13 protein-coding genes are annotated in these 18993 nt (G+C 47.3%); 4 read left to right on the top strand and 9 right to left on the bottom strand.

Annotation, left to right across the window (positions count from 1 at the left end; genetic code table 11):
- Together MKY42_RS13790 and MKY42_RS13785 are read right to left on the bottom strand one after the other, a co-directional pair.
- Positions 1–1197, bottom strand: coding sequence for an ROK family transcriptional regulator (locus MKY42_RS13790; protein WP_339851785.1), 1197 nt, complete (start codon positions 1195–1197; stop codon positions 1–3).
- A 226-nt stretch (positions 1198–1423) separates the two neighbouring features.
- Positions 1424–2263, bottom strand: coding sequence for a YitT family protein (locus tag MKY42_RS13785; protein WP_090902208.1), 840 nt, complete (start codon positions 2261–2263; stop codon positions 1424–1426).
- A gap of 375 nt (positions 2264–2638) precedes the next feature.
- Here MKY42_RS13785 and MKY42_RS13780 point away from each other — a divergent pair, with 375 nt between their 5' ends.
- The 3 genes from MKY42_RS13780 to MKY42_RS13770 all read left to right on the top strand — a co-directional run bounded on the left by MKY42_RS13780 (position 2639) and on the right by MKY42_RS13770 (position 5535).
- Complete coding sequence (locus MKY42_RS13780; protein WP_339851782.1) at positions 2639–3697, top strand: fatty acid desaturase; 1059 nt, start codon at positions 2639–2641, stop codon at positions 3695–3697.
- Positions 3698–3802: 105 nt separating this feature from the next.
- Entirely contained in the window at positions 3803–4939 is a 1137-nt protein-coding gene (locus MKY42_RS13775) for a sensor histidine kinase (protein ID WP_177185686.1), read from the top strand.
- Entirely contained in the window at positions 4936–5535 is a 600-nt protein-coding gene (locus MKY42_RS13770; protein ID WP_090896853.1) for a response regulator transcription factor, read from the top strand. The genes MKY42_RS13775 and MKY42_RS13770 overlap by 4 nt, the downstream gene beginning before the upstream one ends.
- Before the next feature lie 144 nt (positions 5536–5679).
- Here MKY42_RS13770 and MKY42_RS13765 read toward each other — a convergent pair whose 3' ends face one another.
- The 3 genes from MKY42_RS13765 to MKY42_RS13755 all read right to left on the bottom strand — a co-directional run bounded on the left by MKY42_RS13765 (position 5680) and on the right by MKY42_RS13755 (position 8289).
- Positions 5680–6588, bottom strand: coding sequence for a hypothetical protein (locus MKY42_RS13765; protein WP_339851780.1), 909 nt, complete (start codon positions 6586–6588; stop codon positions 5680–5682).
- A gap of 60 nt (positions 6589–6648) precedes the next feature.
- Positions 6649–7389 (bottom strand): polysaccharide deacetylase family protein, encoded by a 741-nt coding sequence (locus MKY42_RS13760; RefSeq protein WP_090896847.1) that lies wholly within the window; start codon positions 7387–7389, stop codon positions 6649–6651.
- Between the two features lie 396 nt (positions 7390–7785).
- Positions 7786–8289 carry a ferritin gene (locus MKY42_RS13755; protein ID WP_076291009.1) on the bottom strand — a complete coding sequence of 168 codons (504 nt, stop codon included), beginning with the start codon at positions 8287–8289 and terminating at the stop codon, positions 7786–7788.
- Positions 8290–8463: 174 nt separating this feature from the next.
- Here MKY42_RS13755 and MKY42_RS13750 point away from each other — a divergent pair, with 174 nt between their 5' ends.
- Entirely contained in the window at positions 8464–9726 is a 1263-nt protein-coding gene (locus MKY42_RS13750) for an amino acid permease (protein WP_339851776.1), read from the top strand.
- 56 nt (positions 9727–9782) lie between these two features.
- On the opposite strand, the gene MKY42_RS13745 is transcribed toward MKY42_RS13750, so the two are convergent.
- The 4 genes from MKY42_RS13745 to MKY42_RS13730 all read right to left on the bottom strand — a co-directional run bounded on the left by MKY42_RS13745 (position 9783) and on the right by MKY42_RS13730 (position 18830).
- On the bottom strand, positions 9783–9902 hold the full coding sequence (locus MKY42_RS13745; RefSeq protein ID WP_024631887.1) for a hypothetical protein: 120 nt from the start codon (positions 9900–9902) through the stop codon (positions 9783–9785).
- 106 nt (positions 9903–10008) lie between these two features.
- Positions 10009–10266: a YolD-like family protein gene (locus MKY42_RS13740; RefSeq protein ID WP_090896841.1), complete on the bottom strand. Its 258-nt coding sequence runs from the start codon at positions 10264–10266 to the stop codon at positions 10009–10011.
- 162 nt (positions 10267–10428) lie between these two features.
- Positions 10429–12123 carry a hypothetical protein gene (locus MKY42_RS13735; RefSeq protein WP_339851772.1) on the bottom strand — a complete coding sequence of 565 codons (1695 nt, stop codon included), beginning with the start codon at positions 12121–12123 and terminating at the stop codon, positions 10429–10431.
- On the bottom strand, positions 12120–18830 hold the full coding sequence (locus MKY42_RS13730; RefSeq protein ID WP_339851769.1) for a hypothetical protein: 6711 nt from the start codon (positions 18828–18830) through the stop codon (positions 12120–12122). The genes MKY42_RS13735 and MKY42_RS13730 overlap by 4 nt, the downstream gene beginning before the upstream one ends.
- Between the last annotated feature and the right edge of the window lie 163 nt (positions 18831–18993).

Below are 18993 nucleotides of genomic sequence, written 5' to 3'. Positions count from 1 at the left end.
TTATTCCAATGCCTCTTGCTGAAGATTCAGCATCGTCTGTTGCAAGGCTATCTGCACTGCTCCAGTCACTACAGCCCGCTCGCCCAGCTCTGAACAGATCAGTTCCGGCTTCACCGGGAACTGATCAGATACGATCTGTCTGAGACACGGCAACAATACGTCCCCATTTCCCCCAATACCTCCGCCAAGTACAACGAGATGTGGAGCAAGGACGACACAGATATGCCGCAGAGCCGATGCAATCATTTGGCTGTATGGTTTCAGAATCTGCACAGCCTGTGTTTCTCCACTTCGCGCAGATTCGAACAGATTCTCAGGAGTGAGATGTTCACGAAGATCTTCTATACCAGAATGAGGGTCTTCAAGAAGACTGGCATCCAACTGACACTTGGCCAGTTCCATCAAACCATCAGCAGACAGGACATCTTCAAATCGACGCCCCCCTTCCAACAACATCTCCGCGAGCTCGCCTGTCAACCCGCCCATGCCTCGTAGCAATTGCCCGTTCACCATGATGCCTGCACCTGTTCCAGTGCCGATGGAGAAAAAAACAAACAGATTGGAATCCGCTGCTGCTCCCCTCCTGAACTCACCAAGTGCGGCCAGGTTCACATCGTTCTCCAGAATCACTTCACACGGGAAGACTCCCGACAATGATTCAAGCGAGAGCAACTTTTCCATTCCCTCTAACGGGGCAACGATTCGATCAACATCTCCAGATTCGGGCAGTACAACACCTGGAATGCCAAAACCAATACATCGAATCTGCTCCCAATTCAATTGATTTTCTGTCAGTAATTCATCCATATGGCTTCGTAGCACATCAAGGATTGCCATCCCTGCTCGATCATCAGTTTGACCGGATAACGTTGGATACGTTCTGTAATCCATAATCTCACCATTCAGATTAGAGAGTGCGATCCGAATTCGGGTTGCCCCAATATCGATGCCACAGACATAATAAGCCGTTTCGTTGAATCGAATGAGTGTCGCTTTACGACCCTGGGCATTGTCGGCTCTACCCGTTTCCAGCACCAGATTTCGTTCAATCAGATGTTCAACCGCCGACGACACCGTAGGTTTGCTGAGTCCCGTATGACGACTGATATCTGCCCTGGACATCCCACCAGAAGCGATCAGCGCATCCATGATCAGATTCTCGTTCAGATTGCGAATATATTGCGGTGTGCCAGCCATTTTATCGCCTCCTTCTATAGTTAGTTAAGTTTCTTAACGAATTAAATTTAATATATCATCGGCTTTATAACGTGTACAGCTTTTTGTCTGTATAGGATCAGATGATTTTAAAAATCAAAGCCTGATCTCATCGCGGTCCTTTAATTTCAACTTTGCACCCTATAAATCAAAAAAAGCCGCAGGTGATAAACACCGCAGCTCCTTACTTCCTTATATATACGTTTTATTACGATTTGGACAACTCAATGAACCCTTCACCAAATACGTCACGCACATCATGGATCGTTATGAAAGCAATTTCATCCTCCGCTCGCACAATCTTCTTGAGCATTGGAACTTCTTGTTTGCTAATGACAATATATAAGATTTCTTTCGGGTTCTTCGTATAATAGCCATGACCAGACAGGACGGTGACTCCCCGATCCATCTTCTCAATGACCTGTTGAGCAATGGCATCCTGTTTCGTAGATATAATGGTGACTGCTTTTTTTGGATTGAGCCCTTCAATAATGAACTCCATCGTTTTCGTGCCGATGAACAGCATGACAATCGTACACATCAACCCTTGCGGCCCGATAATGAAGAACGACGAGAACGCCACGATCAGATCGAAGAATAACAGCCCATAACTGATGTTCCAATCCAGATATTTGTTGGCAAGTCGGGCCAGAATAACCGTTCCCGCCGTAGTGCCGCCTACTCTAACAATCAAGCCGATACCCAGACCGGCAAATAATCCACCAAAAATGGTATTGATCCAGAGCTCGTCCGATGCAATCGTCCAGCTCTCGGTCAGGTGCAGGAACAACGAGTTGAACACCACCGCAATAATGGTATACACCGTTGTGGTTCTGTCCAGAAACTTGTACCCCACAATCAGCAGAATACCATTCAGGAGCAAGTTCATCAGTCCTGGAGACCATTCAAAAAGGTAATACAAAATAATTGTAATGCCCGTAACGCCGCCTTCAGCCAGATCATTCGGGATGACGAACAGGTTCACTGCAAGTGCAAACAGAAATGCACCCGCCATAATAAATAGAATATCCGTTATTCTTTTCTTCATCATGCACTCCATCCAATCCATCAGAAAATCAACCTATCAACCAATTTCATAAGTTGTCATAACCACTCAATGATAGATTCTACCATGCCATGAGCAAAATTTGTATACATAATACAAATTGTTGCGCGAATTGTACAAAGGAATCTGAAATTGCTGTTATTTTAGGCTCTACAGAGCCTATTCACTTCACCACCCATGACAAATGTCATGGGTCATCATTGATATTCATCATTACAGTGTACTGACACTTATGACTTACTGCACTGGATGCATTCTTATACAATGATAAAAACGCCTCACTTGGAGACATCTTCCCAGGAAGCGTTCGGTTATAACTGATTACAGTTATTGACCATCGAAGGAGGACATAAGTCTATGAGCAGAACCAAAGAAATGGCCCTTAAAAAAGAAGTAACCCCTTATGAGAAAAATAATCTTCGCCTGAGTATTCAACAATTAGTGAATTCCATACTGCCATTATTATTATTATGGGCCGCATCGTACTATAGCTTGTCCGTGTCCTACTGGTTGACATTTCCGATAGCCCTCGTAGCCTCGGGATTTGTTCTTCGAACGTTTATCATCTTCCATGACTGCTGTCATGGTTCATTCTTTAAGAGCAAACGTGCCAACGACATTCTCGGCACCATTACAGGTGTATTAACGCTCACACCGTACCTGCAATGGAAAAACGAGCATTCCATTCACCACGCAACCAGCGGCAATCTGGACAAACGTGGAGTTGGCGATATCTGGGTGATGACAGTTGAGGAATACAAAGCCGCTTCCCCTTGGGGTCGTTTGTTCTACCGGATTTATCGTAATCCGTTTGTCATGTTCGGTATTGGACCCATCTATGTGTTCCTTTTTGCCTACCGCTTTAACCGTAAAGGCGCAAGACGCAAAGAACGTATGAATACTCACCTGACTACAGTGTTGATCGTAGCGCTCTACGCCTCCATGTGCTGGTTGATCGGCTGGCAGGCTTTTGTTCTGGTGCAGGCACCCGTCTTTTTCTTCTCCGGCTTCTTCGGCATCTGGCTGTTCTACGTACAGCATCAATTTGAAGATACGTACTTTGAAAATGAAGATGAGTGGAGTTATGTGAAGGCTGCTGTAGAAGGTAGTTCATATTATAAATTGCCTAAACTGCTGCAATGGATCAGTGGCAATATCGGGTTCCACCATGTGCATCACTTGAGCCCACGTGTACCCAACTATTATTTGGAAGAAGCCCATAACGCAACACCGCCATTGCAGAAGGCTACAACGATTACGCTGCGTTCCAGTCTGGCTGCCCTGCGATTCCGTCTGTGGGACGAAGAATCCAAGCAATTTGTCAGTTTCAGAGAGATCAAAAACTTAACTCGCAAGCCTTACGTTCAACCGCCTATTCGAGTAAACAACCAAGCGAGTCTGACAGAGAAGCCTTAACTCTGTCGGATTCGTTTTCTTGTATTCAAGCTAAAGTCGTGCTACAGTCAGGCTAAGTTTGAGTACAATGCAAGTCCGAGGAGGAGAATTTTCATTCAAAAGTGGATGCAGCTCTTTTATAAAAATACAGGTTTGAATCCGTATGTATGGCTCGTCTTTTTCATCCTACCCTTCTATTATATTTCACAATATTCCAAATTGTGGCCCATGGTGGCGGGAATTTTCATCATTCTGTTCTTCTTTGTTTGTTATCTGCTTGCCTTCATCACAAAGGGCTGGCAGGTGTATATGTGGATTGGACTGTTGATCGCCATATCGATTACGATGACCATCGCCTATGATTATGCCTATTTCTCATTGTTTCTTGCTTTTTTTATTGGGAATATTAAAAATAAAGCCGGTTTCTTCACCCTCTATTCGGTGAACCTGGCAGCCAGTTTTCTAACCATTAATTATAGTTTCATCAAACAGAGCACCCTATTGCTCAGTCAGTTCCCGTTTGTATTCATTACTCTTATGGCATCCATACTGCTTCCGATCAGTACGTATAACAAAAATAAGCGTGAACAGCTGGAAGGCCAACTGGAGAACGCCAACAAACGGCTGGATGATCTTGTGAAAATGGAAGAGCGGCAGCGTATCGCACGTGATCTGCACGATACCCTTGGACAAAAGCTCTCTCTCATCGGTCTGAAAACCGATCTGGCGAAGCGTCTGCTTCGCATGAATCCTGATCAGGCCGAGATTGAACTGAACGATCTGAGACAGACGGCAAGTACCGCACTAAAGGAAGTTCGGGAAATGGTAACGACCATGCGTGGCACACAACTGGTGGATGAACTGTTTCGTGCCGAACAGATTTTAAAGGCCGCTTCCATTGAATATGTACTTGAAGGCAATCCGAAGTTGCAGGATACGTCACAACTAAACGAAAATGTACTCGGCATGTGTCTGAAAGAAGCCGTTACGAATGTCGTCAAACACAGTCAGGCAGCAGTATGCACCATCCGTATCGAGGAAACACTGTCCGATAATATAATAACGGTGCAAGATAACGGGGTCGGAATCGAACGTACCCGCAAGCAAGAACGGCGCGGTACCGGAATCTTGGGGATGAAAGAACGACTTGAATTTGTGAACGGTTGTCTGGATATTCGTTCGGGAGCAGACATGGAAGGTACAGGCATTGTCATCCATGTTCCCAAGCTGGTCCGCAAACCGATAAAGGAGGTTGAACAATGATCAGGATCGTAATCGCCGAAGACCAGCGTATGATGCTCGGAGCCTTGTCTTCCCTGCTCAATCTGGAAGAGGATATGGAAGTGGTAGGTCGCGCAAGCAATGGACAGGAAGCTCTTGCTCTCGTCAGAGAGCTTACACCAGACATCTGTCTGATGGACATTGAAATGCCTGTCAAAAGTGGCCTGGAGGCCGCTGAGGAACTTAAAGGCCTGAACTGTAAAGTCATAATTTTGACAACCTTTGCCCGGACCGGATATTTCGAGCGTGCTTTGAAAGGCGGTGTACGCGGGTATCTATTAAAGGATAGCCCGATTGAGGAACTGGCCGAAGCCATCCGTCAGGTCATGAATGGTAGACGTATTTTTGCACCCGACCTGGTAGACGAGGCTTATGTTCAGGAGAACCCGCTGACCGAACGTGAAAATGCCGTTCTCGGCCTGATGGCAGACGGTAAAAATACAAAGGAAATAGCCGGACATTTATTCATTACAACCGGTACGGTGCGAAATTACATCTCTATTATCCTCAACAAGTTAAATGCAAGTAACCGCATTGAAGCCATCACCCGTTCCAAAGAAAAAGGGTGGTTTAAATGAAAGTACCGCTTTAACCCAATGAAACATAAGTAAGCAAGGCACACCGTACCATCGGTGCACCTTGCTTATACAAGGATAGGCTGGTCTGGAGCATTCGCTCCGCGCCAGCCTGTTTCCTTTTGAAGCTTTATTTTGGATCCATGTTTATTTCACAGAAACAACCATACCCAAAGCTTCCAGTGGCACCTGCTCGGTCTGGAGCTGATGAATCTGCTTGCCGTCTTGCCAGGAGATCGTTACATTGACGCTTTTACCACCGCTCGGATACTCCACGTTCACGAATCCCTTATCCTTTGGTGCAGGCAGTGTGTGGGACTCCAGGTATTCAACCATTCTCTTCGCAATCCCCGGATTATTCATGTTATCTTCGGAAACGGATCGAATTTGAAGCGTCCATCTACCTTCTGTCCAAGTCAGATACTGACTGCCCGCCGCGCCTTCAGTCATCCCCTTGATGCCATGTCCCAGATCCACAGTCATGTCCTTAGGAATGTTTTTCAAATCTGTCTCAGGGAAAATATCGGTACTGTTCGGATCTTTATACGTCTTCACTTCATAGGATGCCAGAACAGGCACCTTGCTGCCAGAGGCCGTCAACGAAGCATCATTCACCGCAACAGACTGGTCAGTGGAATAAAAGTTGATGTGGAACGCATCTGAAGTATTCGATGTGATCGATGCAGTCAGATGTTTTCCCTTTTCCAGGGAAAATGAAGTAGGTAACGAAGCGTTCTTCATCTTCAGCTGACTGCGAATGTCCTGAATGACATCTTTCGCACTTTGCTGGGGTTGACCGCCACTGCCCGTTTCCGAATTCGATGTCCCGCTTCCTGCAGAACCTTCGGTCTCCGTTGTTCCTGTGGTATCTGTTCCGCTATCTTTCGTTCCATTGGAGAAATCGGCTCCTCCACTGCCTGACTGAGCCTGCTCGCCAGCCGCGGGGGACGTGTTGTCCGCTGATGATGGTTTGGTAGCCTGGCCACCACACCCCGCAAGAGCAAGCAGCACTGCTGTCGTCACAGGGATCGTCATCCATAATTTAGGTTTGTTCATGTTGTTGTCCTCCTTGAAGCTGTTATTGAGATTAGCTTATTTTTTTACCTAGCCATCATTTTAACGTTTGTCATTCCAGAAATTCACGGGCTGTTCTTTCTTCGTCAGCACTTCAAACTGGTAGCCTTCTGCTTTCAGTGTTTTTAACACTTGCGGAAGTACTTTCAATGTCGCTTCCTGGTCGTGCATCAGTACCACAGGGGTGGTTCCGTTCTTTTGCACATTATGGATCTGCTTCATCACGCTGTTGTAGACTTTCTGATGATCCTTCTTGTATTTCCAATCTTCGGAATCAACATTCCAATCCCACAGATGGAATCCACCCTGCCCCAGTAGAACATTGCGATATGCGGATTTGAGATACGGCTTGCTGCCGTACGGAGTACGAACGAGACTGGTTTTGACACCTGCCACTTTATTCAAGCTTTCATTGGCCTGCTGCATCTCTTTCAAACCACTGTATGCGGATTTATAAAATTTACCGGGAACATGCGTTACGCCGTGCAAGCCCAATCCATGTCCGTCTGCAACAATACGCTTGGTCGCCTTCTGAAACTTCACCATCTGAGGTCCCAGCATGAAGAATGTCGCCTTGGCGTTGTACTGATCCAAGATATCCAGTAATTGTCCCGTGTGGGCGGTCGGCCCATCATCGAAAGTTAGATATATGATCTTGGAGCTCGCTTTATTTCCGGCATTCTTGGATGCGGATGGTGCAGCTGAAGCCGATTGCGGCAATAGCAATGGAATAATCAATAGAATAGCAAGTGCAGTGATGAACGTTTTACGAATATGTAGCATAATAAAAGTCTCCCTTATGTCTTGTATTTCCCCGGGTGTCTATGTTTCTCTCATTGCAGCCCTTGGCGATAATCCTAATACTATCAAAAAGAGTGCGTCCCATTCTCGCTTCAAATGCTACGTTCGAGTTACACTTTTGTCAGATTACCCAAAAAAATAAAACGAATTTGATAGATTTGCTCGAAAAAGAACATCCGTCGGGATAGATCCATATTGACATATATTCTATTAACCCAAATTGTGGTTTCTGATAGATTCATTTCTGGAATTTAAATGAAGCAAGCGAAGAAGCTTAAAATGGTATAACAAAAAAGCCTGCTCAAGAGCAGACTTTTCATATGTAGATCAATTTTCTTGTCGTTCGGATCAATCCTGATTGCTTTGCTTCGTCTCCTCTTACTCTGCAGGAGCTGTAAACGAACGTTTACCAAATTCAGCGTCCAGCATGTAGAAAGCATTGCTGTCTTTTTCGATGCGGCGCAGCTTCTGGATGATATTATCAAACAGAGCTTCCTCTTCGACCTGCTCATCGATGAACCATTTCAGGAAATACATCGTGGCATGTTCACGCTCATTGAGAGCAATGTCAGCCAGATTGTAGAATTTCTTCGTATTTTGCTGCTCGTGTGCATATCCGTGTTCAAACACGTCCAGCATGGAGGAATATTCATTCTTCGGCTCTGGCAATGCAGCAAGGGTTGCACGTTGTCCGCGGTCATTCAGGAATTTGTATATTTTCATCGCATGGAACCGCTCTTCCTCAGCTTGTACGATGAAAAAGTTGGCAAATCCGTCCAAGCTTTCGCCGGAACAGTATGCGGCCATCGCCTGATATACGTGAGCCGAATAAAATTCGAAGTTCATCTGTTCGTTCAAAGCTTCTGTCAACTCTTTACTCATTAGGGATACACCTCATTCTTTCTCTAGGGATGGTTTTATTTTATCATAACGTCCACACGACTGATATCGAAATTTCTACAAAATTCGCCAATGACTGATTGCATCTCTTCCTATATAATTACATAGTTCTCGCTCTAAAATTATTTCATTCTGGAAGGCAGGCCATTTTATTTCATGAACACATCTTCTTCGCAGCTCAAAAAAACGATAGGCATGCCGCAAGCTGTTGCGCTTTATATAAGTGCAGTTCTCGGTTCAGGTGTCCTGATTGTACCCGGACTTGCTGCCGAACTCGCAGGACCGGCTTCACTTCTCGCCTGGGGAGGCATGGTGCTGCTCATTCTTCCGCTTGCCCTGTCCATGGGATTACTTTCGGCCCGTTACCCCGACGCAGGCGGTGTATCACACTTCGTTACCCTCGCTTTTGGACAACGGGCAGGAGCCATAGTTGGCTGGTTCTTTCTAATGTCCGTTCCCATCGGTGCTCCTGTAGCTGCCCTTACAGGTGCAGGCTATATGACAGCTGCGCTGGGACTCGGGGAAGGATACAGAACAGCGATTGCCGCCCTCATGCTGGCGGTTGGACTGATCATTAACATCGTGGGCATGCAGGTCGCCGGAAAGGTACAGATTGGGGTTGTGCTGGCGATTCTTATCGTGCTTGTCATGGCATTTGTGTTCGCAATTCCGAATATGAAATCCATACATTACACACCCTTTATGCCGAGTGGCTGGGTCAGCGTGGGACAGGCTGGAGCCATTCTGTTCTGGTGCTTTATCGGTTGGGAAGCTGTATCTCACCTGTCTGAAGAATTTACTGATCCCCGCAAGGCCGCTATTAAAGGCGTAACGATTGCAGCCATCATTGTAGGTGTGCTCTATTTCTTGACTGCACTGGCGACAGTCGGAACTCAAAGCTATCTCCATGGCGGAGCAGATGTCTCTCTCGTATGGATTATTAGTCAGGCTCTCGGTTCCTGGGGTGGATTACTTGCTGGGCTGACTGGCATATTTATTTGCACCGCTACCGTCATTGCATATGCTGGTGCTGCATCCCGAGTCGCCTATGCACTGGCAAGACAAGGATCTGCACCGCAGTGGATGTCCCGCTTATCCCCTCGGTATCATACACCCATTGCTGCAATCGGCTTCCTGGCCATCTGTTTTACTCTGGTGTTGTGCATATACGGATCAGGTCTCGTGTCACTCACGACACTGATTCAGCTACCCAATGCAACCTTTATTCTCACCTATCTTGGCGGATGCGCAGCCGGAATACGTTTACTCAAGGGCAGTCGTACTGGGGTAACCATCAGTTGGATTTCCTTTGTGGCGACGGCCATTGTGTTCCCTTTTGCCGGGTGGGCCGTTCTCTACCCTGTGGTGATCGTTGTCCTCTATGGCCTAGTCAGCCGCAAACAACAAGACAAAATATAAACAAAAAAAGCTCTGCCGGTATGGCAGAGCTTCCTTTATTCATCTTGAATAAATCATTATACCAGGAACGCTTTGGAGATGATAACCAACAGGATGAACAGAACCAGAATGGCACCTACAGAAGTAAAACCTCCGTATCCGTAGCCTCTTGCTTCTCCACCTAATACTTCGCTCATTGACCGTACCTCCTCTGCAACAGGTATGGGTTATCTTATGCAGGGAGAATAGATTTGACAGGGCTGATGCCCTGTTTCAGATCCAGTTTATCATTTTTTCTTCTTTTCAATACCGTGGAGAATCAATACGCATAATATCAAGGAACGGCACTTTGGCCGTAAATTCTTCCTCTGTATACTCCACATGCACTAGCCGGGTACGTGAATCCAGCTTCACAATAACCCCTTGAACCTGATCTTCCTTGCCCCATACGGTCAGCAACACTTCCGAACGTTCATGAAACGCTTCAACTAATTGGTTCCCCAGCTCTTCCAGTTCAAACTCGTCCCGGGTAGGTCTTTTTGCAACTTTTGCTTTTGCCAATGTAGCGGCCTCCTCTATAGCTAATCCGACGTCCCGAATCCACGGGTTATTTGCCGAGGTCATATTTAATTAGTATACCATTCATTCCCGTTCGTGTAATGTCGGGACTCCATAATGAAGCAAAAAAAACCTTACATTTACAGAGAAAGCTATTGTTTCCCTTCATTCATCGCCATCTTCAACAATAATGGTGTATACATTCGAAATGGACTTTCCTGAATGCCTCTGACCGTTCCACTCGTAAGTATACATTGCAGTTACGGTACCCTGCTGGATTCCCAGTTGTTCAGCGGAGGATATTTGTGCAACGTAAGTAACCCATCTCTCCGCTCCAGGTTCCATCTCACCCAAATGTAAATATCTTGGTGAAGAATACTTTGAAATGATCGCTCGATCGGATACTTCTGCTTCCCCAATCCATTTGGCACCTGGAGGGAGCACATCACCCAACTGCACCCGTGCAGACCAGGTTCCTTTATTGGTCACATGTACATGAAAAGTTACATTTCCTCCCCTTTCAATCAAGTCGGGCTTCACTTCCACATGGACCGAAATGATGGGATGCTTCAACTGAATGACAGCCGAATTGGAGGTAATAATTCGTTGCACAGAACGAGAATCTGGCAAACGAAAGGTATAGCTCAGGCGAGCCTGATTCATCAGTTCGAAGACTCCAGGCACACCCTGATCCTGCTCTGCAAGATTCACTTCAAATTGGATATTAACCGTAGATCGTGCAGTCAACGTTCCGATATTAATGCCTTTGACCGGACTTGTTCCACGCCGCTTCACACCGTTCCACCCGAGGCTTCCCTCAACATAGCGCATACCTGACGGAAGAAAATCTGTCACGATAGCATCTACTGCAAAAGAACCTTCATTGTGTACCGTTATTTGGTATTGAACGGTATCCCCAGGAGTTGCGATGGATGGATTCACACTTTTCGCAATCGATATTCGAGGTTGAATGACGTTCAAAGTTGCTACGTTCGAGTATACAATCTCCAACGTGTCACCTGAAACGTACTCTAGAGTTGCCTGAATTGTTAAATTTTCAGCTATGCTTCCTCCCGTGACCTGTACTCGAAATTGAATTGGAACAGATTCTTCGGGCAGCACCTCGCCTATCATAATTCCGGAGTCAGGCGTCGTCTCGGGAACAAAAATCTCATTCACAATGACACTTCCCGGTAGAAATTCAATACCTTTGGGTAATGGGATCGTTACCCTGGCATCGTTTCCTATTATAAAACCCGGGTTACTCACCAAAAGGTTGTAAGTGACAATATCTCCGACAAAGGTTTGCACACGATCTGCATTCAAAACCAACGACAGACTTGACGACACCAGGTTTACTTCTACCACGTTGGAGTTCTCTTCCCCCTCAACCATTCGTCCATCCGGCGTCACAAACGTATAACGTATCTTCGCTTGATTCACCAGTTTCAAGGCCTGAGGAAGACCGACGATGATCACCTGAAAATGAATTCGCAACGTCGCACCAGGTACGATTTCCTGCGCTGGAATCCCGCTCTCTGGCGAAACTCCCGGCAGCGGAGTGCCATCCAGGAGTACACTGTTGGGGAGAAGTGAAGTTTCCGACGAGAGCGAATCCAACACATGGACCATGGCAGCACAATTACCCGAATTCACAATTTCAATCAGATAGGTCAGTGTCTGCCCCAGAGCAGCCTCAGCAACATTGCAAAACTTGTGAACCTCCAGCCTGGGACCGATCCATGGTGTAACTACTGTATTAGAGTAGGCCACCTGTTCCAGTTCAGTCGTACCCGAGCTGAATCGAACCAGTGACTGATTCTGTAGCATGTGGGACAACGGACCGGAAGATTGGCTCATATCACCACGACCTCCACTCTGAATGTAACGGTAACCGAAGCACCAGCAGCAATCGAACCAAGTGTTATTCCTGTATTCGGATTCCCAGTAGGCCTTGCCACCCCATCCACCGTAACACTTCCCGCCACAAATACGGTGCCTGTAGGTACAGGGTCTACCATAACCACATTATTGACCACCTCGATGCCACTATTGGTTACAACAATGGTATAGGTGATCACATCGCCAACAACAGCATCAACTGCACTCGCGCTTTTGACCACAACGACATTGGGTGCAGATACAGGAATCACCAGAACGTTAGAGGATACCGTGCCCGTCAACTGACGTCCATCCGGCGGACTAAATGTATAATTCGCTACCGCCTGATTGACCAGCTGCTGATTCTGCGGCAATGAATCCACAGTAACTTCCAGCGTGACCGTTACATTAACGGACCCTCCTGGAGGTATTGCACCAACAACGATCCCTGATTCCGGATTCGCCCCAGGCTGTGGAACACCATCAATCAGGACGCTGTTTGGAAGTAGGACTGCTCCATTCGGAATATTATCCGTAAGTGTCAGATTGGCTGCTAAATTCCCACTGTTGGAAATGGAAAAAGAATAGGTGATGATGTCACCGATGGTCGCATTGGACGTACTCGCTGTTTTGGTTACGGCAATAATTGGCTGATAAATTGGCGTTACCACGGTATTCGAATAGGCAGCTCCCGAGAATACACCCGATGTGAAACTTACCGATGACTGACTGCTCACTTGCGGTGGTGCAGGCAGCGTGTTGACCCGAACCGCATACGATACAGATACAGATGCTCCAGGTGCCAAAGAACCAAGAGCTATACCCAGTGTCGGGTTAGCCGAGAGACGCTGAACGCCGTCAACCAGGACACTGCCCGTGACAAAAGTAACAGCCGAACTAATTGGATCAGTTAAGACAACATTGTTGACAGGATCAATTCCGTTATTGGTTACGACCATCTCATATACAATCGTATCACCCACTACAGCATCAATTACCGGTGTCGTCTTGACGACACTGACATTTGGAGCAGACACCTGAATATTGAGAGCATTGGACGTAAGACTGCCTGCCAGTGTTCTTCCATCCGGCAGCGTGTAGGAATAGGTTGCTGAAGCTTGATTGGTTATGGCCTGGCTTAAAGGGAGGGTGATGATCACGACCGAGAACGTGACTACAGTTGTTGTGGAGACTACACCCAGTGGAATCCCTGAAGCCGGATCGGCTCCTGGTGCTGAAGCCCCATTAATAATGACGCTATTCGGCACAAGTTCTGTTCCTGCCGGAATGGTATCCGTTAACGTGACAGATGCCCCAAAGTTCCCTGCATTGGTGATCGCGATGCTGTAAACGACAGTATCCCCTACCGTTGCAACAGCATGGTCTCCCGTTTTGACTGCCGACAGAATCGGTTGGTATACCGGGGTAGTGACCGTATTAGAAAATGTAGTAGCTGAAAACACACCTGATGTAAAGCTCACCGTAGACTGATTGTTTAATACTGCACTGGATGGGAGTGCTGTAACCTGCACACTAAACACAACGGTCACGGTAACTCCAGGCGCGATGGAACCAAGCGTTATTCCGGTTGAAGGATTAACACCCGGTCGAGGAACACCATCAATAAACACGCTGTTTGCTGTAAGAACAGTACTTGCCGGCAATGCATCCGTGAATACCACATTACTGACAGTCGCTATTCCGTTATTAGTTACTGCAATGCTGTACGTTACGACATCACCAACAGATACAGCCGTAGATGTCGTAGATTTCACTACATCGACATCGGGAGCCGACACTGAAATGGTAAGTATATTAGACAAAACAGAACCCGTGATGTTGCGTCCGTCAGGCAGCGTGAAGGAAAGAGCAACCGAAGCCTGATTCACCAGCTGTTGCGGGGTCGGCAAAGTATCAATAACTACGGAAAAGGTAACCGTTGTTGTTGCCCCAGCAGCAACAGTGCCCGCCGGAATGCCTGTTGCAGGATTGGCTGCAGGTAATGGCTGACCATTTACAATCACACTGTTCGGAACAAGAATGGTTCCTGCAGGGATATTGTCCGTCAGGTTAATCTGGGCACCATAGTTCCCCTGATTGTTGACGGTAACTGTGTAACTGACGGTATCCCCAACGGTAGCATTTTGTGTACTCGCCGTTTTTTGTGCGGAGAGAATAGGTTGGAACACCGGTGTTACCACAGTATTGGAGAACGTTGTGCTTGAGAATGCCCCAGAGGTAAAACTCACTGTGGATCTATTGCTTAATTGTCCACTTGACGGGATCGCATTGACATTGATACTGAAAGTGACAGTAGCGGACGTTCCGGGAGCGAGCGTACCTAGCGATATCCCCCCTGCCGGATTGGAAGCAGGCTGCACTACCCCATTTATAGTGACACTACCTGCAACAAAAGAGGCCCCCGCAGGAATTGGATCCGAAAACTGAATATTGTTCACCGGTTCTATTCCGCTATTCGTTACCAAAATGGAGTAAGTAACTGTATCCCCTATGGCAGCCGCAGTCGAAACTGTACTTTTAACTACGGCAACGTTTGGCGACGAGACTGGAAACGTCAGTGTATTTGAAGTGGCTGTCCCTGTTAACGTTCGCCCGTCAGGAGGTGTGAATGTATAAGATGACGTCGCAAAATTGCTAAGTTGCTGTGGAGATGGAAGCGAATTTACAACAACCGCAAAAGTAACAACAGCTGTCGCTCCCGCTGCCACAATGCCTACCGGAATCCCCGTTCCTGGTGTCGCTCCAGGCTGTGGCACACCAGATACCACGAGGCTGTTGGGTACAAAAGTTGTGACAGCAGGAATCGTATCCGTCACTGTAACGTTTGCCTCAAGATTGCCTGTGTTACTGACAGTTACTGTGTATACAACTGTGTCGCCTACGGTCGCATTTACTGTATTTGCTGTTTTGATGAGTGAAATTTGCGGTTGTATAACCGGAGTCTGTGTTGTATTGGATGATGATGACCCCGAAAATGAACCGGATGTGAAGCTGACCGTCGACTGATTGTTAATCTGTGAAGGGATCGGCATAGTAATCGTCACCTCAAAAGTTACGGTAACCTCGGCTCCTGGAGCCAACGTACCGATTGGAATGCCGGCAGTCGGATTGGAGAGCGGGAAGGAAGTCCCGTTCACAATGACGCTTCCGGGTACAAATGGGGTATTCGGAGGAAGAGGGCTGACATATACCACATTGTTAACGGCTACTGTTCCGTTGTTACGAATAACAGATGTGTATCGAATGACATCCCCGACCACGCCGTAATCTACATTGTCACTGTTTACGATCGTGACATTGGGCAAGGATACGGGAATATTAACGGTATTTGATGACGAAGAACCGGCAACTGTTCTCCCACTTGGAAGAGTGTAAGCAAATGATGCAACCGCTTGATTAGTCAACTGCCTTGAATTAGGCAAACTTGTGACCGTGGCAACAAAGGTGACCGTTACGTTCGAGCCTGCAGCGATCGACCCCAAATTAATTCCTGTTACCGGGCTAACACCTGGTGTAGGTACGCCATTAATAATGACGCTGTTTGTACTGAATACAGCCCCGGCAGGGATCGGATCAGTCAAGGTAACCGTTGCAGTAATATTGCCTGAATTGTTGACTTGGATGGAGTAATTAAAAGAGTCCCCTACCGTTAAATTCGAGGTACTCGCAGTTTTTGCTACTTGTATCACTGGTTGGTATATAGGTGTATTCACCGTGACAGATGATGAAACGCCATTAAAGCTGCCTGATGTAAATGCTGCACTTGCCCGGTTGCTGACTGAACCTGTGGACGGAACGGATGTCACTATTGTTTGATAGGTCACCGTAACACTGCTCGAGCTGTTCAATACACCGACAGCAATGCCCGAAAGTGGACTTGCATTTTTTGCAGCAGTTCCATTAATTGTGACACTGCCGGAGACGAATTCCGAACCGGTTGGCGTATCCGAGATCACCAGATTTTGTACCGCACTGCTCCCTGCATTTGTTGCAACAACCGTGTAGGTCAGTACATCCCCTACAGTGGCGTCCGGCGTACTTACTGTTTTGCTTATGGATATATTGGGGCTTGATGCAGGTATGCGAACGACATTGGATAAACTGCTTCCTGAGAGATTTCGTCCACTCGGAAGCTGGTACGTATAACTAGCGGCCCCCTGATTCTCCAGCGTTGGCGGCGATGGAAGTGTCGTGAGTGAAGTTCGGAACACAATCGTTGATGTTGCTCCTGGCAGCAAACTTCCCAATGTTATCCCGGTTAATGGGCTGGCCCCAGGACGCGCAGTCCCATTCACGGTTACCGAATCCGGGATAAACGTCAAACCTGAGGGTATCGTATCGGTTACATTTACTTGAGTCGCTATGGTTCCGTTGTTCGTTACCACAAGTGTGTATGAAATCTGATCTCCCAGTGTCGCATTGGTTTCGCTCGCCAACTTGTTAATGCCGATTGCCGCCTGGTATACAGGGGTTGTAATGGAATTGGAGTTGGAAATCCCCGTGAACGCACCTGAGCTATAAGACACGGAAGCCCGGTTGACCAGCGAACCTGAAGCGGGCAGCGACTGCACATTAACCTGAAATGTCACCGTGGCAGAACTTCCGGCTGCCAACGTTCCTAGCGAAATTCCACTGCTCGGATTGGCCGATGGTGCGACAGTTCCTCTGACGGTCACACTGCCAGGTACGAATGTAGTTCCAACAGGGAGAGCATCCGTGAGTACCACATTGTTAATCACCTCGATACCGCCATTGGTAGTAACTACGGTGTACGTATACGTCTCTCCAACTGCAACATCAGTGACTGAAGCCGATTTTAATGTTGTTACATTGGGCAATGTAACGGGAATCGTCAAAGTATTCGAGGCTAATATGCCGTTAATAGTTCGACCATCAGGAGAGTTAAAGGAATAGGAGGACGTGGCCTGATCCACCAGGGTTGGAGGCGTTGGCAAGCTTGTTACAAGTACTTGAAAGGTTACAGTATTTGTACTTCCTGCCGCGAGACTCCCCAAATTAACGCCAGTTGCAGGATTCGCGCCAGCGATCACATTTCCATTCAGTCGGAAGCTGCCCGCCACGTACGAGCTGCCGCTCGGGATGTTATCTGTTAATGTAACGTTGGCAGCAACATTCCCCCCGTTGTTTACCTGAAGCGTATACGTGACCTGATCACCCACTGTGGCATTGGTTGTACTCGCCGACTTCACTATGGACAGGTTCGGTGAATAAACAGGAAGAGTAGAGTTATTGGACGGTATTACTCCCGTAATCACTGAACCCCCAGCAACACTTTGGAACGTAAAGGCGGCATTCGCTGAATTCACCAATTGTAATATGCTTGCATCCTGGGCAATGAGCGCACGATAGGTTACAACAATACTGCTAGAGAGGTTTAATGAACCAAGCGGAATGCCTGCAGTGACATCGAGTGTTGGGCGGGACACACCAGCGACGGTTACACTCCCTGGAATGAAGGTGAGACCTACAGGTAATGAATCAGATAGCACAACGCTGGCGGCACTGGCTGTACCTGCATTACTGACAGTAACGGTATAGAGAACGCTGTCCCCCGCTACCGCACCGGAAGCAGCGGAAGCCTTGGCTACTGTAATTTTGGGCGCATTAATATCAACCTGAATCGCATTGGCGTTGACAATGTAAGCATCCCCGGAGGTCGTTAACGTTAACACCGCAGAAGACTGGTTGTTGATCAGTCTCGCTGACACATCCACATTGGTAATATCCCAGCCTTGACGTCCGCCGATAATATTGGTACCTGGGGCGCCGTTCGTCTGGTTCCGCGTGCCAAAAGTCCCTGTTGTATTAAGCGTTCCTGTATCGCCATTGATTTGGGAAGCAAAAAAGTTTGCAGCCAGGTTGTTTGGTCCAGACAACGCAACCGAAGTTGCCGAGGTTGGCCCGAATAATGCCTGATCCCCGGTCCTATTCGCGTCCCCCTCCTGCGCACTGAACAATGCCCTTCCTCCCAATGCACCTGAAAGCGGAGTGGCAAATCCAGTCAGTGTGGTAACCACTGGCGCCGAGGTAGATTGGACAAGTACACCACCTGCACGCAAGGACATGTTGCGAAAGGGCAGGCTGGGGTTCTGATAAATGACTCCAAGTGTCCAGCCTGCATGATTGGCTGTAGCATCATTGGTGATGACAATCGTTCCTACAACTGCTCCGATGGTATATGTACCGGCTCCCCCATTTTGTACAAGCGAAGTAACATTGGCTGAACGCACATAACCAGAAGCGCCGTTCCCCAAATCAAATTGATTATAAGTAGCCGGGTCAGGAGTAACACTGGATGTACCTGCTGGTGTAATAAACGTAACCGGATTGTTGATTGCAGCACTCAGATTGACTGTCCCATTGATGTAACTTCCACCCCAGATCAATTCTGCATACAAGACAGTGCTGCCAGCAGGAAGAACAAGTATCGCCGCTGAACTGTTGCTCTGGTACAGACTCGTGGTTCCTAGCGGATAGGTTCCGTACTGGACGGAGGCATTCGTTGTCGTAAAAGCTCCAATACTGTCCTGTGTTCCGGGTACTCCGGCTGTGTCCGAACGACTCAGTCCGAGCGTATTTCCTGTAAATGTAATTGCTCCCGTAGCATTAACGGTTGAACGAACGATAAGAGGAATGGATCTCACCTCCCCTTCATCATAATTGGAATCATATGAATTGGAGCCTTCACACACAGTCTATGAGCCTGATTTGGATTTTTGTTTGTCCTACAAAAGAACTTTATGCGCTTTGTCGTTATGTAAGGTTTGTTTTCATAAAAATAATTAAATGATTTGCGTTTCGTGCAAT

The sequence above is a fragment of the Paenibacillus sp. FSL W7-1088 genome (assembly GCF_037969855.1).
Classification (GTDB): Bacteria; Bacillota; Bacilli; order Paenibacillales; family Paenibacillaceae; genus Paenibacillus.
This window is presented reverse-complemented; position numbering and strand designations above follow the sequence as displayed.